The sequence below is a fragment of the Mesorhizobium sp. WSM4311 genome (assembly GCF_002295115.1).
In the GTDB taxonomy this organism is placed as follows: Bacteria; Pseudomonadota; Alphaproteobacteria; order Rhizobiales; family Rhizobiaceae; genus Mesorhizobium.
The window spans coordinates 300,775-326,551 of record NZ_NSFV01000002.1 but is presented as its reverse complement, the minus strand read 5'-3'; the positions used below and the strand labels follow the sequence as shown (position 1 = coordinate 326,551).

Sequence of the window (25,777 nt, the reverse complement as noted above, 5' to 3'; positions counted from 1 at the left end):
ATCTTCGTGCCTCGAACCCCTCGCTGTTGATTATGCCTCAGCCTTTCGCCGTGCGCTTGGTCTTCTTGGGATCGTCGAACGGCAATGGCTGCGCCGTCGCCTTGATCGACCCGCTCTTGTTGCGGATTTCGAGCTTGGTGTCCTTGACCGCGCAGTCGACGTCGAGGCGGGCGATGCCCATCGATTTCTTGACCAGCGGCGAATACATGGCGCAGGTCACCACGCCGACCTTCTTGCCGTCGCGATAGACCGGCGCGCCTTCGTCGGCCGGCTCCTTGCCGTCGAGCAGCACGCCAAAAATCTTGAAGCGCTCCTTGCCCTTCAAACGGTAGTGTTCCTCGGCTCCGCGAAAGCCGGTCTTGCCGGGACTGACGGTAAAGTCGAGGCCGAGTTCCCACAGCGTATCGCCGGGGCCTTCATTCTCGAACGGATATTTTTGCGAATTGTCGTAGGGATAGAACAGCAGATAACTTTCGACCCGCAGCATGTCGAGCGTGGTGAAACGGCACGGAATGATGCCGGCGCTCTTGCCCTCTTCGAGGATCCTGTCCCAGATCGTGCCAGCATCCTGGCCACGGCAGAAGATCTCGTAGCCGCGCTCGCCGGTGTAGCCGGTGCGCGAGATCATGACGGGCAAGCCGAACAGCTGCGTCTGCATGTGATGGAAATAGTTCAGGTCGCGAATCCCCGGCACATGCTTGGCCAGATAGTCGACCGCGGTCGGTCCCTGCAGCGACAGATCGTGCAGATTGTCGTCGAAGCGTAGCGAGACATCGCGGCCCATCGCGGCGCGCTGCAATTCCTCATGGCCGGTGCCCGAGCCATGCACGACCATCCAGCTGTTCGGGCCGGTGCGGTAGAGGATGCAGTCGTCGGTGAATTTTCCCGCCTCGTTCAGCATGCAGGCATAGGCCGATTTGCCGGGGTAGATCTTTTCCACGTCGCGGGTGGTCGCGAGATCGATGAGATGCGAGGCGTGCGGCCCTGTGATGTGCACCTTCTTCAGGCCCGACACATCCATCAGCCCGGCCTTGGTGCGGATGGCGATGTACTCCTCGTCGGCATCCTTGTCGTAGGTCCAGGCGGTGCCCATGCCGCTCCAGTCTTCGAGCTTCGAACCCAGCGCGCGATGGCGATCCGCCAGGGTCGAAAATCTCCAGGATGCCGTCATCCGCTCGTCCTCCGTTCAAAAATCCACTGTTCCCCGCTCCTTGGCGCGGTGGCCGGAGCTTTGGAGCGAATATTGACCGCAAACGCGGGAGAGCCGCAATCCCCTGAAAGCAAATAATTTCATTGTCAGGCAAAATTGACCGCCCCAAGCAAACAGTTAACTCAGCGTAAATTCGTCTTGACAATTGCGGTAAACGGCCTGAATTTATGAAAAAAATTTCACTCTCTTGAAAGAGAGCGACGCAAGGTGGATTCGGAACCGGGCGTCGAAAAAAGGGGACAAACCGATGTCAGACCTGCAGCAGCGCATCGAGGCGCTGTACCGTTCCGATTTGCGCGGATCCGCGTTGCTGATCGTCTGCCTGTGGGCGACGATCCTCTTCGTCCTGTTCATGACATGGCCGTACATCCCGCACGCCGGCATCAAGGCCGTCGTCGCGATTGCCGCCGCCGCCGTGCTGATCTTCAACACGGCCGCGATCCTGGCGATGGTCAAACACTACAAGGAAGACAAGGACTTCATCTACGGCCTCGACATCAAGAACGCCGACGCATCCCGCAACCGCCAGTCCTGAGGGGTACAAGAAATGTCCCGCTATACGCCGCCGGAGCAGAGCAAGGCCGGCCAGGTTTTCGATATCGTCGTCGTGGTTGTCGCCATCTTCGTGGCGTTGTGGCTGCCGCTGAAGCTCGGCCTTGCCGGAGCCGCCAAATCCATCGACGCGCTCGATGCCAAGACCTGGGAAGCGCTTGGCCAGAACCCGACCATGGCAGCCATCTGGGAGAAGCTCGGCTACACACCCGAGACTGCGCATGACATCATCCAGAATCGCTTCCACTATGTCATCGACTGGCCGACGCTGATCATCATGGCGGCGGTGCTGATCGGTTATTTCGTCTTCCTGTTCCGAGCCTCCGACCGCGAATATCGCGACGTCATCAACGAAAAATTCAACGACAAGTAAGAGTTCCGAAGGCAAGCAATCGGGGACGCACCATGTGGATTTCACTCTCTTACGCATGCTGGGGCATCTCGATCGTGCTCGCCCTGTGGATGCTCTACGACTGGTTCAAGGTCGACACGACCTATTCCGAAGACGTTCTGACCTCGTCACGCGAAGGCGAGCTTGAAGCCGTTTCCGAGAAACACCGGATTTGAGTGGGGACGAACAATGACGACGACCGTACTTGAACCGGCAATTCACGGCGACAGGGTTTCACTGCTGCGGGTGCTCGGCCCGGCCCATGTCTGGGCACTCGGCGTCGGCATCGTTCTGGTCGGTGAATTCACCGGCTGGAATTTTTCGGCCGACAAGGGCGGCGCGCTCGCCGCGCTGATCGTCTGCTGGATCGTCGGGCTGCTCTATACCTCGGTCGCCATGATCGATTCCGAAGTGACGTCGACGGTGGCGGCTGCCGGCGGCCAGTATGCGCAGGCCAAGCATATTGTCGGGCCGCTGATGGCCTTCAACGTCGCGCTGTTCCTGGTCTTCGCGTACACGATGCTGGAGGTCTCCGACGCCATCCTGCTCGGCGACACCATCGTCGCCAAGGCCGGCGTCGAAGGGCTCACCCACAATTCATTCATCGCCGCCACCATCGTCGTGCTGGCCTGGCTCAACTATCGCGGCGTGCTGATGACGCTCAACGTCAACTTCGTCATCACCGCAATTGCCTATATCTCGATCGTCATCCTGTTCTTCTCGGTCAGCCCGTGGACGCAAGGCGCGGTGCTGAAGCTCAACGAGCTGGTGACGCCGGGCAATGCGCTGCCCTATGGCTGGATCGGCGTCATCGCCGCCTTCCAGTTTGGCATCTGGTATTATCTCGGCATCGAAGGCACCACGCAGGCGGCCGAGGAAGTGCGTTCGCCGGCCCGCTCGCTGCCCTACGGCACGATGGCCGGCATGATCACGCTTTTGATCGCCGCCGCCATGACCTGGTATGTCTGCGCCTCGCTGATGCCTTGGGAATATCTCGGCATCACCTATTATCCGCTGTGGGACGCCGGCAAGCTCACCGGCAGTCCGCTGCTGGAAAACCTCTTGTTCATCGCGACGCTGCTGGCTGCGCTGGCTTCCGCCAATGGCTGCATCAACGATGCGGCGCGCGCATGGTTCTCGCTCGGCCGCGACCGTTATCTGCCGAGCTGGTTCTCGGCCGTGCACCCGAAATATCGCACGCCCTACCGCTCGATCCTGTTCCTGCTGCCGATCGGGCTCGCCTTCGCCTTCATTGCCGACCTCAACCAGGCGATCACGTTCTCGATCCTGTCGGGCGTGCTGCAATACACCTTCATGAGCATCAACATCATGATGTTCCGCAAGAAGTGGCCGCTCGGCACGATCCGCCGCGGCTACACGCATCCCTTCCATCCGCTGCCGGCGATCGTGTTGTTCTGCCTTTGCGTGGTGACCTTCTTCGCCATCTTCCTCGGGTTCGGCTCACAGCTGATCGCGATGACCATCTTCTATTTCCTGATCTCGCTGTGGTTCCATTTCTACCGTTACAAATTCGTACGGCGCGGCGACCAGTTCACCATGCCGTGGCCGAAACCGCAGGGCTATTGATGGGAGACGGCCCGCCCCGATCCTTGGCGGGCCGGACATGACAAAATGTCCGACGTGACATCAGCACTGTTCGCCGGGGCCATTGTCCTGGTTCTCGCTCTCCATCTTGCGTGGCTGGCACGGCGCAGCCGCAACAGGGCCTTGGCGGCGCTCGCCGCCGAGGAGGCCGGCATACGCACCATTGTCGCCGACGCCGCTGATGTTTCGGACGGCACCGCCGGTGTCGTCACCTGGGAAGGGTCGTGGAACGGCCAACGCGTTCAGTTGCGTACCATCGTCGACACGCTGGCGACACGAAAACTGCCGGCGCGTTGGCTCAGCGTTTCGATCACCGAAAAGGTCGCCGTCCCAGCGACCTTCGACATGATGATGCGGCCGGGCTCGCCGACGACCTTCTCCAATTTCGACCATCTCCAGCATACGCTGCCCAAGGCTCCGGGATTTCCCCCCGAGGCGGTGCTGCGGACCGACCGCCGCGGCACGCGGTTCCCGCAGGGCATCATCGCCGAACATCTGGAACCCTTTTCGGAAGGGCGCGCCAAGGAGCTGCTGATCACGCCAAACGGGGTGCGCATCGTGTGGCTGCTGGCCGAGGCCGAACGGGCGCGCTACGGCGTTTTCCGGCAGGCCGCGTTCGGTGAGGCACAGATCGATCCAGCGCTGATCGACCGGCTGCTCACCTCGCTCTCGGCGCTGCGCGACGCCATCAACCGAAGCGAACGGCAAGCCGCATGACCGGTTCGAACACGCAGCCGGCGCCGGTGAGCCCTTATCTCGTCCTCGGCGCGTCAATCGTGCTGCCGGCGAGCGGCCATGTCATTCTGGGCGTTCCGGTGCGCGGGCTGCAGTTCCTTTTCTTCATGGTTATCCTGGCATGGGTGACCGCCAAGATCGCGCTGCCCGACGCTAGCTTCATCGGCCGTCACGCCGGCGGCTTCCTGATCTATGCGCTATCCATCCTGGACGCCTACAAGCTCGCCCGTATCCGCCATGCCACGTGGGTTCACAATGCCACGCAGGGCAGCGATAACTCGCATGGCGGCATTACGCCCCATACGTAACTAGAGGAAAATTTTTTTCATATGATTGAATTTGCGGGACTCATTCGATACATCATCTTCTAGCTACAAATGCCGGGAGGCTGACATGTGTGGAATTGTCGGACTGTTTTTGAAAGACAAGTCGCTGGAGCCGAAGCTCGGCGCGATGCTGTCGGAGATGCTGGTATCGCTCAGCGATCGCGGGCCCGACAGCGCAGGCATTGCCATCTATGGCGCGCCTTCCAGGAATGAAGCCAAGATCACCATCCAGTCGGCGAAGCCCGCGCGCGATTTTCGCGACCTCGATACCGAGCTTGCCAAGGCCATCGGTGCGCCGGTGAGCATTGCGGTCAAGTCGACGCACGCCGTCGTGCGGACGACGCCGGCCAAGATCGACGAAGCGCGCGAGACCATCCAGGCACTTCGCCCCGACATCCGCATCATGGGCGCCGGCGACGTCGTCGAGATCTACAAGGAAGTCGGCCTGCCGGAAGCGGTGGTCGATCGCTTCGACGTCCGCAAGATGGCCGGCACGCATGGCATCGGGCACACCCGCATGGCAACGGAATCGGCGGTGACGACGATGGGCGCTCATCCCTTCTCGACCGGCGCCGACCAGTGCCTGGTGCACAATGGCTCGCTGTCGAACCACAACAATGTCCGCCGTGAGCTGATCCGCGAAGGCATGAAATTCGAGACCGAGAACGATACCGAGGTCGCCGCCGCCTATCTCTCGTCCCAGATGGCGCATGGCAAGAACCTCGGCGAAGCCCTGGAAGGCACGCTCTCGGATCTCGACGGCTTCTTCACCTTCGTCGTCGGCACCAAGAACGGTTTTGGCGTGGTGCGCGACCCGATCGCCTGCAAGCCCGCCGTCATGGCCGAAACCGACCAGTATGTCGCCTTCGGCTCGGAATATCGCGCGCTGACCAAACTGCCCGGCATAGACAATGCGAGGGTCTGGGAACCGGAACCCGCAACCGTCTATTTCTGGGAGCATTGAGTTCATGACGGCAACCAAACTTTCAAAGGCGGCGACCCACGACCACGCCTCGCGGATCTTCGATCTCGATGTGTCGTCGCTGCGCGAGCTCAACCAGGCGCTGCACAATCTGACGCCCGGCTCGAACGAAACGGCGTGGGAAGTGCTGCACCCGAAGGGCAGTCATTCGGTCGCCGTCGGCGTCGACCAGCCCGTGACCATCGATGTGCGCGGCAGTGTCGGCTACTATTGCGGCGGCATGAATTCCGGCAGCACCATCACCGTGCACGGCTCGGCCGGTCCCGGCGTCGGCGAGAATATGATGTCAGGCTCGATCATCGTGAAAGGCGATGCCAGCCAATATGCCGGCGCCACCGGCAAGGGCGGCCTGCTGGTCATCGAAGGCAATGCCTCGTCGCGCTGCGGCATCTCGATGAAAGGCATCGACATCGTCGTGCACGGCAATATCGGTCACATGTCGGCCTTCATGGCGCAGTCCGGCAATCTGGTGGTGCTCGGCGATGCCGGCGATGCGCTGGGCGATTCCATCTACGAGGCGCGGCTGTTCGTGCGCGGCAAGGTCGACAGCCTCGGCGCCGACTGCATCGCCAAGGAGATGCGGCCCGAGCATCTGGAACTGCTGCAGGGCCTGCTCGACCGCGCCGGCGTCACCGGCGTCAAGCCATCGGAGTTCAAGCGCTACGGCTCGGCGCGCACCCTCTACAATTTCAATATCGACAACGCCGACGCGTATTGAGGCAGCATGACCTATCGCAACCCGCCGACGACGCCGCGCAAATCCGCGACCTTCGACGACTACACGCTTTCCGAAATCCGCCGCGCCGCGGCGACCGGCATCTATGACATCCGGGGCGCCGGCGCCAAGCGCAAGCTGCCGCATTTCGATGACCTTTTGTTCCTCGGCGCCTCGATCTCGCGCTATCCGCTCGAAGGCTATCGCGAGCGCTGCGACACCAGCGTCGTGCTCGGCTCGCGCCATGCCAAGAAGCCGATCGAATTGAAGATTCCGATCACCATTGCCGGCATGAGCTTCGGTTCGCTCTCCGGTCCGGCCAAGGAGGCGCTCGGCCGTGGCGCGACGCTGTCGGGCACGTCGACCACGACGGGCGATGGCGGCATGACCGAGGAAGAGCGCGGCCATTCCAAGCAACTGGTCTATCAATATCTGCCGTCGCGCTACGGCATGAATTTGCGCGACCTGCGCCGTGCCGATGCCATCGAAGTCGTCGTCGGCCAGGGCGCCAAGCCGGGTGGCGGCGGCATGCTGCTTGGCCAGAAGATTTCCGACCGCGTCGCGGAGATGCGCACCCTGCCGAAAGGCATCGACCAGCGCTCCGCCTCGCGCCATCCCGACTGGACCGGCCCGGACGATCTCGAGATCAAGATCCTCGAGCTGCGCGAGATCACCGACTGGGAAAAGCCGATCTACGTCAAGGTCGGCGGCGCCCGCCCCTATTACGATACCGCGCTTGCTGTGAAGGCCGGCGCCGATGTCGTCGTCGTCGATGGCATGCAGGGCGGCACGGCCGCCACGCAGGAAGTGTTCATCGAGAATGTCGGCCAGCCGACGCTCGCCTGCATCCGGCCGGCAGTGCAGGCATTGCAGGATCTCGGCATGCACCGCAAGGTGCAGCTGATCGTCTCGGGCGGCATCCGCAATGGCGCCGATGTCGCCAAGGCGCTGGCGCTCGGCGTCGACGCGGTCTCCATCGGAACGGCGGCGCTCGTCGCGCTCGGCGACAATGATCCCCGCTGGGAGGCGGAATATAACGAGCTCGGCACCACGGCCGGCGCCTATGACGACTGGCACGAGGGGCGCGATCCGGCCGGCATCACCACGCAGGACCCGGAGCTGATGAAGCGGGTCGATCCGGTCGCCGCCGGGCGCCGGCTGGCGAACTATTTGAAGGTGATGACGCTGGAAGCTCAGACGATCGCCCGCGCCTGCGGCAAGAACAGCCTGCACAATCTCGAACCCGAGGACCTCGTCGCGCTGACGATCGAGGCAGCCGCCATGGCCGGCGTGCCGCTGGCCGGCACCAACTGGATACCGGGGAAGAACGGCTTCTAAGACAGCATCCAAAGACATAAGCGAGGAATTATAATGGGGAACGATCTCGCCGCTTTCGCCAAAAAGAACGGCGTCAAATATTTCATGATTTCCTACACCGACCTGTTCGGTGGCCAGCGCGCCAAGCTGGTGCCGGCGCAGGCGATATCAGACATGCAGAAGGATGGCGCCGGCTTTGCCGGTTTCGCCACCTGGCTGGACCTGACGCCGGCGCATCCCGACATGCTGGCGGTGCCGGATCCAGACTCGGTCATCCAGTTGCCGTGGAAAAAGGAGGTGGCCTGGGTCGCCGCCAATTGCGTCATGGACGACAAGGAGGTCGACCAGACGCCGCGCAATACGTTGAGGCGGCTGATCGCGGAGGCCGCCGGCGACGGCATGCATGTCAAGACCGGCGTCGAGGCCGAGTTCTTCCTGATCTCGCCGGACGGCGGCGTCATCTCTGACCAATACGACACGGCCTCAAAGCCCTGCTACGACCAGCAGGCGGTGATGCGCCGCTACGACGTCATCGCGGAGATCTGCGATCACATGCTGGCGCTCGGCTGGGGGCCCTACCAGAACGACCATGAGGACGCGAACGGCCAGTTCGAGATGAACTGGGCCTTCGACGACGTGCTCGCCACCGCCGACAAGCACTCCTTCTTCAAGTTCATGGTCAGGTCGGTGGCCGAGAAGCACGGCCTGCGGGCCACCTTCATGCCGAAACCCTTCCAGGGCCTGACCGGCAATGGCTGCCATGCCCACATCTCGGTGTGGGACAAGGCGGGCAAGACCAATGTCTTCGCCGACAATTCGATGGAGCTTGGGCTGTCGGCCAAGGGCAAGAACTTCCTCGGCGGCATCATGAAGCATGCCTCCGCGCTTGCCGCGATCACCAACCCGACGGTCAATTCCTACAAGCGCATCAACGCCCCGCGCACGATTTCGGGCGCGACCTGGGCGCCGAACACGGTGACCTGGACCGGCAACAACCGCACCCACATGGTGCGCGTGCCCGGCCCCGGCCGCTTCGAACTGCGCCTGCCCGACGGTGCCGCAAACCCCTATCTCTTGCAGGCTGTGATCATTGCCGCCGGCCTCGACGGCATCCGCTCGAAGGCCGATCCCGGCAAGCGCTACGACATCGACATGTACCAGCACGGCCACACGGTCAAGGGCGCGCCGAAACTGCCGCTGAACCTGCTCGATGCGTTGCGCGAGTTCGACAAGGACAAATCACTCAAGGCGGCGCTGGGTGAGGAATTCTCGTCGGCATACCTAAAGCTGAAGCACCAGGAATGGAATTCTTATGCTTCGCACTTCACGCAATGGGAGCGCGACCACACGCTGGACATATAGCCGTCCTGCCGGTGCGAGCGACCTCGGAATGAACGTATGAAATACTCGATCTTCTCGCTCGCCCGTGCCGCCCTTTCCGGCCACAAGAACTGGCAGCGCACCTGGCGCGACGCCACGCCGAAGGATCGCTACGACGTGGTGATCATCGGCGGTGGCGGCCATGGCCTGGCCACCGCCTGGTTCCTCGCCAGCGAATACGGCATCAAGAACGTCGCTGTCCTGGAAAAAGGCTGGATCGGTTCGGGCAATGCCGGCCGCAACACCACCATCATCCGCTCCAATTACGGCCTGCCCGGCAACACCGGCTTCTACGAATTGTCGATGAAGCTGTGGGAGCGGATGGAGCAGGACCTCAACTACAATGCGATGGTCAGCCAGCGCGGCGTCATCAACCTCTACCATTCCGACGCGCAGCGCGACGCCTATGCGCGGCGCGGCAACACCATGCGCATCAACGGCATCGACGCCGAACTGCTCGACCTCGCTGCGGTCAAGAAGATGATGCCGTTCCTGAACTTCGACAATGCGCGCTTTCCCGTGCAAGGCGGATTGCTGCAGCGGCGCGGCGGTACGGCGCGGCACGATGCCGTGGTCTGGGGCTACGCCCATGCGGCGAGCGGGCTCGGCGTCGACATCATCCAGAATTGCGAGGTGACCGGCTTTGTCAGGGACGCCAACGGCAAGGTGACCGGTGTCGAAACCTCGCGCGGCAGGATCGGCGCCGGCAAGGTCGGCATGGCGGTCGCCGGCTCCTCGTCGCGCGTCGCTGAAATGGCGGGCCTGCGCCTGCCGATCGAAAGCCATGTGCTGCAGGCCTTCGTCTCCGAGGCGATCAAGCCGTTGATCCCCAATGTCATGACCTTCGGCGCCGGCCATTTCTATGTCAGCCAGTCGGACAAGGGCGGCCTTGTCTTCGGCGGCGACATTGACGGCTACAATTCCTACGCCCAGCGCGGCAATCTGCCTGTGATGGAGGATGTCTGCGAGGGCGGCATGGCGCTGATGCCGATGATCGGCCGCGTGCGGCTTCTGCGCCAGTGGGGCGGCATCATGGACATGTCGATGGACGGCTCGCCGATCATCGACAAGACGCCGGTCGACGGCCTCTATCTCAACGCGGGCTGGTGCTATGGCGGCTTCAAGGCGACGCCAGGCTCAGGCTTCGTCTTCGCCCATCTGCTGGCCCGCGACACGCCGCATGAGGAAGCTGTACGGTTCCGCCTCGACCGGTTCCGGACTGGCGCCATGATCGACGAAAAGGGCCAGGGCGCCCAACCGAACCTGCACTGAGGACGGCCGGAAAATCATGCGCATTGTCTGTCCCTTCTGCGGCGAACGCGAACTCGGTGAGTTCACCTATCTCGGCGACGCCAAACCGGTGCGGCCGGCGGCGGGGGCCGGTGCAGATGCCGTCTACGATTATGTTTATCTGCGCGACAACATCGCCGGCGTGATGAGCGAGAACTGGTATCACGGCGGCGGCTGCCGGGCCTGGCTGAAGGTCACCCGCAACACGCTGACGCATGAGATTTCGGCGATCGAACCGGCAGCGGGTGCCGGAGCGGCGAAGGTTGGCGCGTGATGGCCGGTGGGCAGACAAACCGGCTGAACAATGGCGGCCTCATCGACCGCTCGGCGCCGCTGAACTTCCGCTTCGACGGCAAGAGCTTTTCCGGCTTCGAGGGCGACACGCTGGCGTCGGCGCTGGTTGCCAATGGCGTCAAGCTGGTCGGGCGCTCGTTCAAGTATCATCGCCCGCGCGGCATCCTGACCGCGGGCTCGGAAGAACCCAACGCGCTGGTCGAACTGCGCACCGGTGCCCGGCGCGAGCCGAACACCAAGGCGACGACGGCCGAGCTTTACGAAGGCCTCGAGGCCGCCAGCCAGAATCGCTGGCCGTCGCTGCGCTTCGACGTGATGTCGGTGAACCAGCTGTTCTCGCCGATCTTCGTCGCCGGCTTCTACTACAAGACCTTCATGTGGCCGGCGAAATTCTGGGAAGCCATCTACGAGCCGGCGATCCGCCGCGCCGCCGGTCTTGGCCGTGCCGCCGGTGTTGCCGACCCGGACCACTACGACAAGGCCTGGGCGCATTGCGATGTGCTGATCGCCGGCTCCGGTCCGGCCGGTCTGGCGGCAGCATTGGCCGCCGGCCGCAGCGGCGCCCGCGTCATCCTGTGCGAAGAGGATTTTGCGTTCGGTGGCCGGTTGCTGTCGGATGGCGGCACGATCGATGGCCTGCCGGCCGCCGAATGGTTGTCGCGGGCGCTAGCTGAACTGGCGGCAATGCCCGATGTCCGCATCCTGACCCGCACGACGCTGTTCGGCGTCTATGACGGCGGCACCTACGGCGCGCTGGAGCGGGTCAACGACCATATGCCCTCGCCGCCCGAACATCAAGTGCGCCAGCGGATGTGGCGCATCGTGGCCAAGCGCTATGTGGTCGCGGCCGGCGCCCTTGAGCGGCCGATCGTTTTCGCCGGCAACGACACGCCCGGCGTGATGATGGCTTCGGCGATGCGAACCTATGTCGGACGCTATGCCGCTGTTCCAGCAAAGCGCATCGCGCTGTTCACCAACAATGAGGATGGCTGGCGCACGGTCGAGACCGCGCTTGGTGCCGGGCTGCAGATCGCGGCGGTGATCGACGCGCGGCCGGACGTTTCGCCGTCACATCGATCGCTGGCCTCCAGGAATGGCTTCACGGTGCTGCACGGCTCCGTCAGCGGCGTTGACGGCGGCAAGGACGGTGTTCGGAAAATCGCAGTGTCGCTCACCGGCGGCGCGCGCGCCGAAGTCGAGGCCGACGGGCTCGCGGTTTCCGGCGGCTGGAATCCGGCGGTCGGGCTCACCTCCTATCATCGCGGCCGACCGAAATGGCGCGACGACATTGCTGCCTTCGTGCCCGACGGCGCGCCTCCCGGCATGGTCGCAGCCGGTGCGGCCAACGGCGACTTCGGACTTGGCGCCTGCCTCGCCAAAGGGTTTGCCGCCGGCGTGGCAGCGGCACATGGTGCCGGACATAGTGGCAAGGCAGGCACCGCGCCTGTTGCCAACGACGAGGCATTCTCGCTGACGCCGCTCTGGCACGTCGCCGGCAAGGGCAAGGCCTTCGTCGACTACCAGCACGATGTCACCGCCTCCGACATCGAACTGGCGCAGCGCGAGGGTTTTGAATCGGTCGAGCATCTGAAGCGTTATACGACGCTCGGCATGGCGACCGACCAAGGCAAGACGTCCAATGTCGCCGGCCTAGCCATCATGGCAGCGGTGACCGGAAAATCCATTCCAGAGACTGGCACGACCATCTACCGGCCGCCTTACGTGCCGGTCGCCATCGGCGCCTTTGCCGGCCATCATCGCGACGAGACGTTCCACGCGACGCGGCTGACGCCGTCGCATCACTGGGCCGCCGAACAGGGGGCTGTCTTCGTCGACACCGGCCTATGGAAACGCGCGCAATGGTATCCGCGCGCTGGCGAGAAGGACTGGCTGGAATCGGTGACCCGTGAGGTCAAGGCCGTGCGAAGCGGCGTCGGCTTTTGCGATGTCTCGACGCTCGGCAAGATCGACGTGCACGGTCTCGATGCCGGCGCCTTCCTCGACCGCGTTTACATCAACACCTTCTCCAACCTCGCCGTCGGCAAGGCGCGCTACGGGCTGATGCTGCGCGAGGATGGCATCGTCTATGATGACGGCACGACGTCGCGGCTGGCCGAGGACCACTATTTCCTGACCACCACCACCGCCAAGGCCGGTTTGGTGATGCAGCACCTCGAATTCTGCCGGCAGGTGCTGTTTCCCGAACTCGACGTGCAGCTGACCTCCGTCTCCGACCAGTGGGCGCAATTCTCGATCGCCGGCCCTAAAACCCGCGACCTGCTGAAGGAGATCGTCGACCCGGCGGAGGACCTTTCCAATGAAGGTTTTCCCTTCATGGGCGCGCGGGAAGTCGCATTGCGCGGCGGCATCAAGGCAAGGCTGTTCCGCATCTCCTTCTCCGGTGAGATGGCGTTCGAGATTTCCGTGCCGGCACGCTACGGCGAGGCGATGGCGCGCAATCTGATGCTGGCCGGCGAGCCGTTCGGCGTCACGCCTTACGGCACCGAGGCGCTCGGCGTGATGCGCATCGAAAAGGGCCACGTAGCCGGACCGGAACTGAACGGCACGACGACGGCGGCCGATCTTGGCCTCGGCAAGATGACGTCGACCAAGAAAGATTTCATCGGCCGCGTCATGGCTGGTCGCGAGGCGCTTGTCGCGCCTGACCGGCAGGTCGTCGTCGGCGTCAAGCCGACGGACAGAGCGCGCCGGCTGCGCTCGGGCGCGCACATCATCCCGAAGGGGCAGACGCCCGGGCCAGGCAACGACCAGGGCTACGTCACCTCGGTCTGCTTCTCGCCGACATCAGACCAGTGGATTGGGCTCGCGCTTGTCGAGCGCGGACGCGAGCGCATCGGCGAGATCGTCCATGCGCATGACCCGATACGCGCCGAGGACTATGACGTCGAGCTCTGCAATCCCGTCTTCTACGATCCAGATGGAGGGCGCCAGCGTGGCTGAGTTTTCCTGGGACGTCCGCAGTCCGCTCGATCGCGCGCTCGCGGTGGGGCGGTATGGTGCGCGTGGCGATGCCGGCGTGACGCTGACCGAGATCCGCAATTTCGACCTCGTCCAGGTGATGGCGCGGCGCGGCAAGGCGGCGGAGATGGCCAAGGCCGCGAAGGCACGCTTCGGCAGTGCGGCTCCGAAAACGCCGCAGGCGGTGCAAGGCTCGGATGCCACGCTGATCTGGTCGGGACCTGATCAGTTTTTTGTCCTGTCGAAGGGCGGCAAGCACGCGATTGGGGCGCTTGGCCAAGCGTTCGCGCAATCGGCTTCGCTCTCGGACCAGTCGCATGCCCGTGTGCTGATCAGCGTTTCTGGCGTCAAGGCGCGGGCGATGTTGGCCAAGCTGTCGTCGATCGATCTGCATTCGGGTGTGTTCGCCGTCGGCGCGGCGGCGGCCACGTCGATGGATCACACTAGCGTCACGCTCTGGCGTGGGAATGACCTGGCGGATGGGCTGGCGGTGTTCAACGTTCTGGTGTTCGCGACCTTCGCCGAGAGCCTGTGGCACACGATGCTGGACTCGGCTGCGGAGTACGGCCTGGCGATCGCGCATTCAGAGCAACTGGCGTAGCCCTTGCGCGCTTTTCCCTTCTCCCCTTGCGGGAGAAGGTGGCCTCGCGAAGCGAGGTCGGATGAGGGGTGCTCCAGCTTGGCACAGGCGGCACTCCGTCACCCACCCCTCAACCGTCTCGGCGCTGCGCGCCGATCCACCTTCTCCCACAAGGGAGAAGGAAGAAGGGGTGGTCTGCCTTGCCAAACGCAACCGCGCTGCTATTCTTGCTGCTAAAATAATTTTACACACAGGCAAACTTGTTTCTCGAACCGCAAGGCTGAGATGAGCCAGTCGCCCTACCCAACCGTCATGGCCGGACCGCCGCGCCCGAGCCTCATCCTGAGGCCCGGTCAGATCGCGCTGCCGCCGGGCATGGAGCGCTACACGATCCAAGGCAACGGGGCTTTGCTGATCGAGGTCGAGGCCGGCGATATCATCACCGTACGCAATGTCGAAGGCGGCCAGGCCTGCGAAGTTCTGGCCTGGGACACCACAGGCACCACCGATCCCGGCATCTTCGGCGAAAAATCCAACAGCAATGCCGCCGGCATCAAGGCGCTCCTCGCCGAGGGCGATGACAGTCTCGCGTCCCTACGCCGCGGGCTGGCGCGCCGGCAAGTGGTGCTCGATCAGGCAAAGGCGCTGCGCGTGTTCGGCAGCACAACGCCCGCCGGGACCGAACAGGCTTTCACCGTCACGCGCGACGGCTCGATGGTCATCGCCGCGCCCGGCGGACCGATGCTGGTCGACAGCCATGACACGGCGACGCCGCTCACCGTCATCGTGCGCCGCGCCACGATCCGCCTGAAAACAAAATCGCAGGTGGCCGATCCCCTCGCCGATCCGGTGCTTGACCTGCGCGTCCATTCAGCAACGGCGGAATCCTATTTCGTCAAGGCCGGCGACTATCTGCAGATCATCGATGTCGACGGCCGGCAATGCACCGACTTCCAGTGCTTTTCGGCGCGCAAGCTGGACAAGGGCCTCGACCATCCGCTCGACGTGACGACGACGCGCACGCTGATGGGGTCGAGTTATCCGATGCCTGGCCTGCATTCCAAATATTACGACCAGGACATGGAGCCGCTGGTCGAGGTGGTGCAGGACACATGCGGCCGGCATGATGCCTTCGCGCTGGCCTGTGCTGCGAAATATTACGACGACATCGGCTATCCCGGCCACACCAACTGCTCGGAGAATTTCAATGGCGCCCTGGCCGGCAAGGGCATCAATCCCCGCACCGGGTGGATGGCGATCAACTTCTTCTTCAACACCGCCATCGACGCGCATGGCGTGATGGTGTCCGACGAACCATGGTCGCGGCCGGGCGACTATGTGCTGCTCAGGGCGCTGACCGACATCGTCTGCGTCTCCTCCGCCTGCCCCGACGACACGACGCCGGCCAATGGCTGGGATCTCACCGACATCCATGTGCGGACCTATTCCGGCCAGCACAAATTCTCGCGAGCGATCGCCAGACGCATGACGCCCGATTCGGAACCGAAAATGACCCGCGAGACCTCCTTCCATTCGTCCTTTGCCAAGCACACCCGCAATTTCTCGGAATACAGGGGCTACTGGCTGGCCAACTCCTTCGCCAAGGAGGGCCCCATCGCCGAGTACTGGGCCTGCCGACAGGACGCCGTGATCATGGACCTGTCGCCGCTCAGAAAATTCGAGGTCACCGGCCCGGATTCCGAAGCGCTGCTGCAATACACGCTGACCCGCGACGTGAAAAAACTCGGCGTCGGCCAGGTCGTCTACTCCGCCATGTGCTACGAGCATGGCGGCATGATCGACGACGGCACGCTGCTGCGGCTCGGCAAGGATAATTTCCGCTGGGTCGGCGGCGACGATCTGTCCGGCGAATGGCTGCGAGAGACCGCCAAGAAGCTTGGGCTTAATGTCCTGGTGCGCTCCTCCACGGACCAGATGCACAATGTCGCCGTACAGGGCCCAAAAAGCCGCGATATCCTCAGAGAAGTGATCTGGACTTCGCCGCTGCAGCCTTCGATCGACGAGCTCGAATGGTTCCGCTTCGCGGTCGCCCGCATCGGCGGCGGCAACGGCATTCCGGTCGTCGTCTCGCGCACCGGCTATACCGGTGAGCTCGGCTATGAGATCTGGTGCCATCCGCGCGACGCCGAAAAAGTGTTCGACGCCATCTGGGAAGCCGGCCAGCCGCATGGGCTGAAGCCGATGGGCCTGCAAGCGCTCGACATGGTGCGCATCGAGGCCGGGCTGATCTTCGCGGGCTACGAATTCTCCGACCAGACCGATCCGTTCGAGGCCGGCATCGGCTTCACCGTGCCGCTGAAAAGCAAGACCGACGATTTCATCGGCCGCGAGGCGCTGATCCGCCGCAAAGAGAACGCGCAGAACAAACTGGTCGGGCTCGACATCGACAGCAATGTCGCGGTCGGCCATGGCGATTGCGTGCATGTCGGCCGCGCCCAGATCGGCGTCGTCACCTCGGGCATGCGGTCGCCGGTGCTTGGCAAGAACATCGCGCTGGCCAGGCTCGACGTCACCCACGCGGCTGTTGGTACCGAGGTCGAGATCGGCAAGCTCGACGGCCACGCCAAACGGCTGCCGGCGCGTGTCGTCGCCTTCGCCCATTACGATCCGCAGAAGACCCGGCCGCGCTCCTGATTGCTGCCCTCCGGACAGGTAAAACCGCGCGCGTCAGAGGTGCCGCGAGACGTATTGCCGCCTGCGCGCGCAAGCGTGATGTGCACGGCGCCACAAAACGCTTGACGTGAAAGCGCGCCGGATCAATCTTCACTCCTAAGAAAAAAATACGACTGAGTGGAAACACCGGAGTCGTAAGGTCATGTGCCGGGGAGCAAGCTTCGCAAAGCCGAGGCATCGCTGGCGGGGAACACGAGAAAAAGGGGAAGTCACTGACATGAGCACCATAAGCACGGCCCTCGAGCAGCCTGCCGAAAGCAAGCTGCTCAGGCATATCGACTGGCGCGGCGCCTTCTGGGTGGCGAGCGGCGTTCCGGCACTGGTCCTGTTTTCGATCGGCGGCATCGCCGGCACGACCGGGACGCTGGCCTTCCTGATCTGGACGGTGTCCATGATCATGGGCTTCCTGCAATCCTTCACCTATGCCGAGATCGCCGGCCTGTTCCCAAACAAGTCTGGCGGCGCTTCTATCTACGGCGCCACCGCCTGGCTGCGCTATTCCAAGTTCATCGCGCCGCTGTCGGTGTGGTGCAACTGGTTCGCCTGGTCGCCGGTGCTGTCTCTCGGCTGCTCGATAGCCGCCGCCTATATCCTCAACGCGCTGGCGCCGGTGCCGCTGTTCACCGAGACCTCGCCTGATGTCGTCGCCTATATAGCGGCGCATGCCGGAACGGCGCCCGCGGACGCCATCACGGCGGTGACCGCGGCCGCGACACCGGCGATCCGCAACTGGACGCTGTACAGCCACACGCTGGGTCCGGTCTCCTTCACGCTCAACGCCACCTTCTTCATCGGCGCGGTGCTGATGCTGATCATCTTCTCGATCCAGCATCGCGGCATCCTCGGCACGGCCAATGTGCAGAAATATATTGGCCTGCTGGTCATCATCCCGATGCTGATCGTCGGCGTCGTGCCGATCTTCACCGGACAGATCAACTGGGCCAATTTCTCGCCGCTGGTGCCGCTGGCGGCCGCCTATGCGCCGGACCCGGGCGCCTGGAACATCGCCGGCTGGACGCTGGTGCTCGGTGGCATGTTCATCGCCGCCTGGTCGACCTACGGTTTTGAAACCGCAGTCTGCTACACCTCCGAGTTCAAGAACCCCGGCACCGACACGTTCAAGGCCATCTTCTATTCCGGCCTGCTCTGCATGCTTCTGTTCATCCTGGTACCCTTCACCTTCCAGGGTGTGCTGGGCTTGAACGGCATGCTGGCGACACCGATCGTCGACGGCTCGGGTGTGGCGGATGCGCTGGCCGGCATGGTCGGCGGCGGCAAGATTATCCACAGCCTGCTGGTGATGCTGATGATCCTGGCGCTGGTGCTGTGCATCATGACGGCGATGGCCGGCTCCTCGCGCACACTCTACCAGGGCTCGGTCGACGGCTGGCTGCCGCGCTATCTCAGCCACGTCAACGAACATGGCGCGCCGACGCGCGCGATGTGGACCGACCTCTGCTTCAACCTGATCGTGCTGGCCATCGCCTCGGCCGACGCGACGAGCTTCTTCTTCATCCTCGCCGTGTCGAATTGCGGCTACATCATCTTCAACTTCCTCAACCTCAATGCCGGCTGGATCCATCGCATCGACAACGGCCATATCGCGCGGCCGTGGAAAGCGCCGACCTGGCTTCTCGGGATCGGGGCGATCTTCGCCTATGTCAACGCGATCTTCATGGGCGCCGGCGCCAAGGTATGGAACCCGATGGCGCTGTGGGCCGGGCTGATCACCGCGGCACTGATTATCCCAGTGTTCTGCTACCGCCACTACATCCAGGACAAGGGCAAATTCCCCGACCACATGCTGGCCGATCTCGGCATGACGGGAGCTGACCTCGCGGTTAAGAAAGCGGGCATGCTGCCCTATCTGACGCTGATCGCCGGTGTGGCGGTGATGCTGATCGCAAACTGGGTATTCGTCATCTGACAGGCCGATTTATGAAGCATCGGGCGCGCTTCGGCGCGCCCGATGCTTTTCGTCAACCGGCCTTGCGGATCGTCGTCTTCTCGAAGAACCGGTTGGGCGGCCGCTTCAGGCCGAGATTCTCGCGCAGCGTGGAGCCCTCATACTGCCGCCTGAAGATGCCGCGCCGCTGCAGCTCGGGCACCACCTTCTCGACGAAATCGTCGAGCCCGGCGGGCAGATAGGGAAACATGATGTTGAAGCCGTCCGATCCCTCGGAGACCAGCCATTCCTCCATCTCGTCGGCAATGGTTTGCGGCGTGCCGACGAAGGCGAGCCCGGAATAACCGCCCAGCCGCTGGGCAAGCTGGCGAATGGTCAGGTTTTCGTTCCGGGCAAGCTCGATGACGCGCTCGCGGCTGCTCTTCGAGGCATTGGTCTCGGGTATGTCCGGCAGCGTTGCATCGGGATCAAAGGCCGACGCGTCATGCCCAAGCGCGATCGACAGTGAGGCAATGCCGCTCTCGTAATAGACCAGGCTGTCGAGCTTCGCCCGCTTGGCCCGCGCATCCTCGACGCTGTCGCCGACGATGACGAATGCGCCAGGCAGGATCTTGATGTCGTCGCGGGAGCGGCCGAACTTCTGTGCCCTGCCCTTGACGTCGGCAAAAAAGCGCTGCCCGGCGGCAAGATCGCCATGGGCGGCGAAAATCACGTCGGCCGTCTCGGCGGCCAGTTGCCGCCCGGCTTCCGAGGCGCCGGCCTGGACGATGACCGGCCAGCCCTGCACCGGCCGCGCAATGTTGAGCGGGCCACGCACGGAGAGGTGTTCGCTCTTATGGTCCAGCACGTGCAATTTGGCGGGATCGAAATAGAGCCCGCTTTCGGCGTCGCGGATGAAGGCGTCGTCGGCAAAACTGTCCCACAGGCCGGTCACGACATCGTAGAATTCCCGCGCCCGGTGATAGCGCTCGTCATGCTCGACATGTTCGTCCAGCCCGAAGTTGAGCGCCGCATCGGGGTTGGACGTGGTGACGATGTTCCAGCCGGCGCGTCCGCCGCTGATATGGTCGAGAGACGCGAAGCGCCTAGCAATGTGATAGGGCGCGTCGAAGGTCGTCGACGCAGTGGCGACCAGCCCGATGTGATCGGTGACGGCGGCCAGCGCCGACAGCAGCGTGAACGGCTCGAACGAGGTCACGGTGTGGCTGCGGCGCAGCGCCTCGATCGGCATGTTGAGCACGGCCAGATGGTCGGCCATGAAGAAGGCGTCGAACTTCGCCGCCTCCAGCGTCTGGGCGAAGCGCTTCAGATGCGCGAAGTTGAAATTGGCGTCAGGATAGGCGCCGGGATAGCGCCAGGCGCCGGTGTGCAAGCTGACCGGGCGCATGAAGGCGCCAAGCCGCAATTGCCGTTTTTCTGCCATGGAAGACATCCTGATGAGGACGAGCGTTGCCGCTCCGGTGTCGCTCAACATGGAACCGCATTGCGGCCCTGGGAAGGAATTCTGTTTTGCAAAATCGGCAGCGGGGAGCATTTTCATCGGTGCGACGGACCAGCCGTCACACCGCATCATCCGCCATAGCTGACGGCGGATGATGCGATGAAACCTCCTTATTCCGCGGCCAGGGCCAGTTGCGGCCGCTCGGTCGCCAACTCTGGCTCGGGCGCCTGCTCATTGTTCACCACCTTCTTCGGCTCGCGGCCAAAGAACAGGGCGTAGCCAGCCGGCAGCACCAGGATGGTCAGCACGGTGGCAACCACGATGCCGCCCATCATGGCGTAGGCGAGCGGCCCCCAGAACACGGCGCGCGAGATCGGGATGAGCGCCAGCACCGCCGTCATCGCCGTCAGCACGATCGGCCGGAAACGACGCACGGCCGAGCCGATGATGGCCTCCGAACGTTCCATGCCTCTGGCGATGTCCTGGTCGATCTGGTCGACCAGGATGATCGAGTTGCGCATGATGATGCCGAGCAGCGCGATGACGCCGAGAATGGCGACGAAGCCGAACGGCGCGCCGCTGATCAAAAGCGCGGCGGCAGCCCCGATGATGCCGAGCGGACCGGTGGCCAGCACCAGCATCGCCTTGCCGAAGTTCTGCAGCTGGATCATCAGGAGCACGACGATGATGGCCAGCATGACCGGCGCCTTGGCGGCGATCGACGCCTGGCTTTCGGCCGAATCCTCGGCACCGCCCTGGATCTCGATCTTGTAGCCGGGCGCCAGGCCGTCGCGCAGGCCCTGCATGTCCTTGTACATCTTGGTGACGACGTCGTTGGACTGCACGCCATCGGGAAGCGTTGCACGCACGCTGATCGTCGGCAGGCGGTCGCGGCGCCACTCGATGCCTTGCTCCAGCACCGGCACCACCTTGGCCACCTGCGACAGCGGCACGAAACCGCCGAAATCGGTCGGGATGTAGACCGAATCGACCGAGGACAGCAGGCTGCGGCTGGCATCCGGCTCGCGGGCAACGATGGAGACCGTCTCCTCGCCGTCGCGGAAGTCGTCGAGCGGCGCACCGGCCATGGTCGCCTGCAGCATCTGGCGGATGCGCTGCGAGGTAACGCCGAGCGCCCGGGCACGATCCTGGTCGATGACCAGCTTCATTGCCGGCACCGGCTCGAGCCAATCGTCATGCACCGCGCCCAGCAGCGGATCCTCGCGGAATTTCGCCTTCACCTGGTCGGCGATGCGGCGCACCTCCTGGCGATCGGGACCCATGACGCGCATCTGCACCGGCCAGCCGGTCGGCGGTCCGAGGAACAGGCGATCGACCTTGGCGCGGATCGAGGGGAAATCCTCGGCCAGAACCGTGCGCAGCTTGACGATCAGCCGCTCGCGCGCAGGCTCGTCATTGGCCATGACAAGCATCTGGGCGAAGTTCGGGTTGCGCAGCTGCTGGTCGAGCGGCAGGAAGAAGCGCGGCGCGCCCTCGCCGATATAGGTGGCGATGAAGCGCTTGTCCTTGTCGTCCATCATCTTGGCTTCCAGCGCCTTGGCCTGCGTCTCGACCTCCTTGATGCTGGTGCCTTCCGGCAGCCAGAGGTCGACGAGGATTTCCGGCCGCGACGATTGCGGGAAGAAGTTCTGCGGGATGAACTGGAACGCCCACAGGCTGGTGCCGAAAGTCACCAGCGTCATGACGAGAACGATGATGCGGTGGCGCACGGCCCAGCCGACGGTCGAGCGCAGCCGGCGGTAGAAGCGCGTGTCGAAGACATCGTGATGGCTGCCGGCATGCTTGCGCTGCTTGAGGATCATGTTGCCGAGCCACGGCGTGAAATAGACCGCGACGAACCACGAGACGATCAGCGCGATGCCGACGACATAAAACAGCGTGCGCACATATTCGCCAGCCGTGGAAGCGGCGAAGCCGACCGGGATGAAGCCGGCGGTGGTGATGAGCGTGCCGGTCAGCATCGGGAAAGCGGTCGATGTATAGGCGAAGCTAGCCGCCTCGATCTTGACCAGCCCCTCCTCAAGCTTGCGCTCCATCATCTCGACGACGATCATGGCGTCGTCGACGAGCAGGCCGAGCGCGATGATCAGGGCGCCCAGCGAAATGCGCTGCAGGTCGATGCCGAGCTCGTACATGATGGCGAAGGTAGCGGCCAGAACCAGCGGGATGGCGATGGCGATGACCAGCCCTGAACGCCAGCCGATCGACAGGAACGAGACGACAAGCACGATCAGCAGCGCCTCGCCGAGCGCATGCATGAATTCGGCCACTGCATCGGTGACGACGCCCGGCTGGTCGGAAATCTGGTCGACCGACACGCCATAAGGCAGCGCTTCTTCAAAGCGCTTGTAGGTCGCCTCGACGTCCTTGCCGACATCGGTGACCTTGAAACCCTTCGCCATGACGACACCAAGCTGCACGCTGTCATGACCGTTGAAGCGGTATTTGCGCTGGAAGGGATCCTCGAGCCCGGAGGTCACGGTGGCGATGTCGCCGAGACGGGTTACCTGCCCACCGGCACGCAGGCGCAATTCCCTGATGTCGGCGGCCTTGGTGACGTCGCCTTCGACGGAGATGCGCACCGAATTGACGCCGGTGTCGACGGCACCGGCCGGATCGACATTGTTCTGGCCCTTGATGGCGTTCTGCAGGTCTGTCAGCGTCAGGCCGCGCTCGGCCAGCGCCTTGGACGAGACATCGATATAGAGCTTTTCCGGCTGGTCGCCGATGATGACGGCCTTCTCGACGCCTGGCGTGGTCAACAGCATGTCGCGCGCCTGGATGGCGAACTTCTTCAACTCTGGATAGGAGAAGCCGTCACCGCTGATCGAATGCAGGGTGATGAAGGTGTCGCCGAACTCGTCGTTGAAATAGGGGCCGAGCAGGCCTTGCGGCAGGTCGCCGGAAATGTCGCCGACCTTCTTGCGCACCTGATAGAAGGCGTCCGTCACCTCGGCGGCGTTGGTGTCGCCCTTGATCTGCACGGTGATGATGGCGCTGCCGGCGCGCGTGAAGGAGCGCACGAAGTCGAGATGCGGCGTTTCCTGCAGCTTGCGCTCGATCTTGTTGACGACCTGGTCCTCCATCTCCTGGATAGAGGAACCCGGCCAGATCGCCTGGACGACCATCACCCGGAAGGTGAAATCGGGGTCTTCCTTCTGGCCCATGCGCATCAGGCCGAGCGCACCGGCGATGATGATCAGCCCGAACAGGAAGCGCGCGATGGAGGGATGACCGATGGCCCAGCGCGACAGGTTGAAGGGCCGCTTTTCTTCAGTGGAGGTCGTCATCGTTGCAGGTCCACTTTGCTTGTTTGCCGGCGCCTGGCGCTTCGAAGAAGCAGGGCGCGCGAAACGAAATCATCCGTGTTCAATCTGGCTTCCGGGCGGCGAGGCTTTCCGAGCGGAGAGACACTCATCGCGGTGGGACGCTAGGTCGATGCGGGGGTACATCGGCCGTGACGTCTCAACCTTCGGGCGCACGCCGCCCGGAAACCTGCGGCCGCGGCAACGCGCGGCCGACCTATCTGTCCTCAGCGCAGCCGGCTGGCGTCGTCGCCCTCGGCGGACGCGGATTGCTGCGCCACGCCGCCGGCGAGCTTGACCTTCAGATTCTCGGTCATGAACTGGGTGCCGGCGGCGACCACGACATCGCCGGGTTTCAATCCTTCGGCCACACGCACGCCATCGGCGGCGAACTTGGCAACCTTCACCGGACGGGCATGAACGGTGTCGGCGTCACGATCGACGGTCCAGACGATCGACTGGCTGTCTTTCTCCGCCAACGCGCTCAAGGGGATCGAAACCAGCTGCTTTTCGTTGGCGGCCGAGGCCTCGATATTGGCGGTCATGCCGAGAAGCACACGTGGATCATTGGGCAGGCTGACACGGACGGCGAAAGTGCGCGACTGTGGATCTGCGCTGCCGGCAACCTCGCGGACCTTGCCGTCCAGCGCCAGCGCGCTGTCGGACCAGAACCCGGCCTTGACCGACTTGCCGGGCTTGAACTCGGCGATCTCCATTTCCGGCACCGCGATCAGAACTTCCTTTTCGCCGTCGACCGCGACAGTGACCACAGGCGTGCCGGAGCCGACCACCTGGCCGACATCGGCGTTGACAGCCGTGACGATGCCGTCCCTGTCGGCCTTGAGGTCGGTATAGCCGACCTGGTTCTTGGCCTGGTCGAGCGAGGAACGGGCGGAGTCGCGCGTGGCGACCGCCTGGTCATGGGTCAGCGTCGCCTGTTCGAGCTGCGATTTCGGCGCGAAGTTTTTGGCGAAAAGCTGCTCGGCGCGCTTGCGCGCAAGCTCTGTCGTCTCGACCTGCCGTTCGGCGGCATCGAGCGCTGCCTGCGCGCTCTTGACCGACAGATCGTAGTCGGTGGGATCGATGCGGGCGAGCACATCGCCCGGCACCACATGCTGGCCGATGTCGACCAGACGTTCGGTGATCTTGCCGTTGACGCGGAAAGCCAGGGCGCTTTCGGTGCGGGCCCGCACCGACCCCGAATAGGAGAGCGTGCGGGAGTCATGCGCCTGGGCGATCTCGACGACCTTGACCGGGCGGATGATCTCCTTGACCTCGGCCTTCTCCTGGCTGCAGCCGGCAAGCGCGAGCGCCGCGACGACCAGGCCCGCGACCGGCAACCCGCGGATGATGGAATGGGACAAGGACATAGTAATACTCCCGACTGGAGGCGGACTGCCGACACCGGCGACCGGCGGCTATTTCAAGGCTCTGATGGCGTAGTCGATAAGTTCGTCGGGCATTGCCCGGTTGGTCTTGGCAAGGCACTGCGCCACCATCTGCGGGTGGCAAAGGATGATTGTAGCGGCGCCGAAGCAGCGTGACGCGGTCACCGGGTCCTGCTTGGCGAACTCGCCGGCCTCGATACCCTCGCGGATCACTTCCGCGAAGAGATCGTGGATGCTGTCGACGTGCTTGTCGATGACGCCCCAATCGCGCTCAAGCGCGACGATGACCATCTCATGGACCTTCTGCGCATCGAGCATGGTCTCCAGCGTCATCTTGTACTGGGCGTGAATGTAGCGCCGCAGCCGCTCCTCCGCGCCGATCGGCAGGTGCATGATCTCGTAAGCCATCTTGTAGCTGGCGCCGAGCATCCGGCCGCACACCGCCTGGTGGATTTCGACCTTGGAGGCAAAGAAACGGTAGATGTTGGCCGGCGACATGCCAAGCTCGCGGGCAATGTCGGCTACATTGGTCTTGCCGTAGCCATAGTGCCGGAACAGGCGCTCGGCGCAGTCGAGAATGCGGGTCACATTCTCCTGTCTGGCGGTATCGACCATGATGTTGGCGGCTTCGGACATGGCTCTTTCGTTTGACAAGTGACGAATTTC

General features: G+C 63.6%; 22 protein-coding genes. 17 read left to right on the top strand and 5 right to left on the bottom strand.

The window, feature by feature from the left end:
- Positions 1 to 37 precede the first annotated feature (37 nt).
- Entirely contained in the window at positions 38 to 1,171 is a 1,134-nt protein-coding gene (locus CK226_RS05330; RefSeq protein WP_095771133.1) for an aminomethyltransferase family protein, read from the bottom strand.
- Positions 1,172 to 1,457: 286 nt separating this feature from the next.
- Between CK226_RS05330 and CK226_RS05325 the strand changes: the two genes are divergently transcribed.
- From CK226_RS05325 to CK226_RS05245, 16 genes are all read left to right on the top strand, one after another.
- Complete coding sequence (locus CK226_RS05325; RefSeq protein WP_095771134.1) at positions 1,458 to 1,745, top strand: hypothetical protein; 288 nt, start codon at positions 1,458 to 1,460, stop codon at positions 1,743 to 1,745.
- 12 nt (positions 1,746 to 1,757) lie between these two features.
- Entirely contained in the window at positions 1,758 to 2,135 is a 378-nt protein-coding gene (locus CK226_RS05320; protein ID WP_095771135.1) for a hypothetical protein, read from the top strand.
- Between the two features lie 32 nt (positions 2,136 to 2,167).
- Complete coding sequence (locus tag CK226_RS05315; RefSeq protein ID WP_019856863.1) at positions 2,168 to 2,329, top strand: hypothetical protein; 162 nt, start codon at positions 2,168 to 2,170, stop codon at positions 2,327 to 2,329.
- Between the two features lie 13 nt (positions 2,330 to 2,342).
- Positions 2,343 to 3,740 carry an amino acid permease gene (locus tag CK226_RS05310; RefSeq protein WP_095791255.1) on the top strand — a complete coding sequence of 466 codons (1,398 nt, stop codon included), beginning with the start codon at positions 2,343 to 2,345 and terminating at the stop codon, positions 3,738 to 3,740.
- A gap of 45 nt (positions 3,741 to 3,785) precedes the next feature.
- A complete protein-coding gene (locus CK226_RS05305) occupies positions 3,786 to 4,475 on the top strand; it encodes a hypothetical protein (RefSeq protein ID WP_179295774.1) in 690 nt (229 codons plus the stop codon).
- The gene (locus tag CK226_RS05300) at positions 4,472 to 4,801 is read left to right on the top strand and encodes a hypothetical protein (RefSeq protein ID WP_095786682.1); all 330 of its coding nucleotides are present in this window, start codon (positions 4,472 to 4,474) and stop codon (positions 4,799 to 4,801) included. Before CK226_RS05305 ends, CK226_RS05300 begins: the two co-directional genes overlap by 4 nt.
- Before the next feature lie 85 nt (positions 4,802 to 4,886).
- Entirely contained in the window at positions 4,887 to 5,783 is an 897-nt protein-coding gene (locus CK226_RS05295; protein WP_095791254.1) for a glutamine amidotransferase family protein, read from the top strand.
- A gap of 4 nt (positions 5,784 to 5,787) precedes the next feature.
- Complete coding sequence (locus CK226_RS05290; protein WP_095791253.1) at positions 5,788 to 6,519, top strand: GXGXG domain-containing protein; 732 nt, start codon at positions 5,788 to 5,790, stop codon at positions 6,517 to 6,519.
- A gap of 6 nt (positions 6,520 to 6,525) precedes the next feature.
- Entirely contained in the window at positions 6,526 to 7,854 is a 1,329-nt protein-coding gene (locus CK226_RS05285) for a glutamate synthase-related protein (RefSeq protein WP_010914750.1), read from the top strand.
- A gap of 33 nt (positions 7,855 to 7,887) precedes the next feature.
- The gene (gene glnT / locus CK226_RS05280; protein WP_095791252.1) at positions 7,888 to 9,195 is read left to right on the top strand and encodes a type III glutamate--ammonia ligase; all 1,308 of its coding nucleotides are present in this window, start codon (positions 7,888 to 7,890) and stop codon (positions 9,193 to 9,195) included.
- 36 nt (positions 9,196 to 9,231) lie between these two features.
- Positions 9,232 to 10,485, top strand: coding sequence for a sarcosine oxidase subunit beta family protein (locus tag CK226_RS05275; RefSeq protein WP_095791251.1), 1,254 nt, complete (start codon positions 9,232 to 9,234; stop codon positions 10,483 to 10,485).
- Positions 10,486 to 10,501: 16 nt separating this feature from the next.
- Entirely contained in the window at positions 10,502 to 10,777 is a 276-nt protein-coding gene (locus CK226_RS05270; protein ID WP_095791250.1) for a sarcosine oxidase subunit delta, read from the top strand.
- Positions 10,777 to 13,758 carry a sarcosine oxidase subunit alpha gene (locus CK226_RS05265; protein ID WP_095791249.1) on the top strand — a complete coding sequence of 994 codons (2,982 nt, stop codon included), beginning with the start codon at positions 10,777 to 10,779 and terminating at the stop codon, positions 13,756 to 13,758. The genes CK226_RS05270 and CK226_RS05265 overlap by 1 nt, the downstream gene beginning before the upstream one ends.
- On the top strand, positions 13,736 to 14,377 hold the full coding sequence (locus CK226_RS05260; RefSeq protein ID WP_245437662.1) for a sarcosine oxidase subunit gamma family protein: 642 nt from the start codon (positions 13,736 to 13,738) through the stop codon (positions 14,375 to 14,377). The genes CK226_RS05265 and CK226_RS05260 overlap by 23 nt, the downstream gene beginning before the upstream one ends.
- A gap of 264 nt (positions 14,378 to 14,641) precedes the next feature.
- On the top strand, positions 14,642 to 17,011 hold the full coding sequence (locus CK226_RS05250) for an aminomethyltransferase family protein (RefSeq protein ID WP_095791247.1): 2,370 nt from the start codon (positions 14,642 to 14,644) through the stop codon (positions 17,009 to 17,011).
- 256 nt (positions 17,012 to 17,267) lie between these two features.
- Entirely contained in the window at positions 17,268 to 18,977 is a 1,710-nt protein-coding gene (locus CK226_RS05245; RefSeq protein ID WP_095771146.1) for an APC family permease, read from the top strand.
- Between the two features lie 52 nt (positions 18,978 to 19,029).
- On the opposite strand, the gene CK226_RS05240 is transcribed toward CK226_RS05245, so the two are convergent.
- Positions 19,030 to 20,379: an LLM class flavin-dependent oxidoreductase gene (locus tag CK226_RS05240; RefSeq protein WP_095791440.1), complete on the bottom strand. Its 1,350-nt coding sequence runs from the start codon at positions 20,377 to 20,379 to the stop codon at positions 19,030 to 19,032.
- Here CK226_RS05240 and CK226_RS35325 point away from each other — a divergent pair.
- Positions 20,378 to 20,542, top strand: a complete 165-nt coding sequence (locus tag CK226_RS35325; RefSeq protein ID WP_210202223.1) for a hypothetical protein — start codon at positions 20,378 to 20,380, stop codon at positions 20,540 to 20,542. The two genes, CK226_RS05240 and CK226_RS35325, sit on opposite strands and share 2 nt — an antisense overlap.
- Positions 20,543 to 20,567: 25 nt before the next feature.
- Here the strand turns inward: CK226_RS35325 and CK226_RS05235 are convergent, their stop codons facing one another.
- From CK226_RS05235 to CK226_RS05225, 3 genes are all read right to left on the bottom strand, one after another.
- Positions 20,568 to 23,708 carry an efflux RND transporter permease subunit gene (locus tag CK226_RS05235; RefSeq protein ID WP_095786691.1) on the bottom strand — a complete coding sequence of 1,047 codons (3,141 nt, stop codon included), beginning with the start codon at positions 23,706 to 23,708 and terminating at the stop codon, positions 20,568 to 20,570.
- Between the two features lie 242 nt (positions 23,709 to 23,950).
- Positions 23,951 to 25,093 (bottom strand): efflux RND transporter periplasmic adaptor subunit, encoded by a 1,143-nt coding sequence (locus CK226_RS05230; RefSeq protein ID WP_095786692.1) that lies wholly within the window; start codon positions 25,091 to 25,093, stop codon positions 23,951 to 23,953.
- 48 nt (positions 25,094 to 25,141) lie between these two features.
- The gene (locus CK226_RS05225) at positions 25,142 to 25,747 is read right to left on the bottom strand and encodes a TetR family transcriptional regulator (RefSeq protein ID WP_095771150.1); all 606 of its coding nucleotides are present in this window, start codon (positions 25,745 to 25,747) and stop codon (positions 25,142 to 25,144) included.
- Between the last annotated feature and the right edge of the window lie 30 nt (positions 25,748 to 25,777).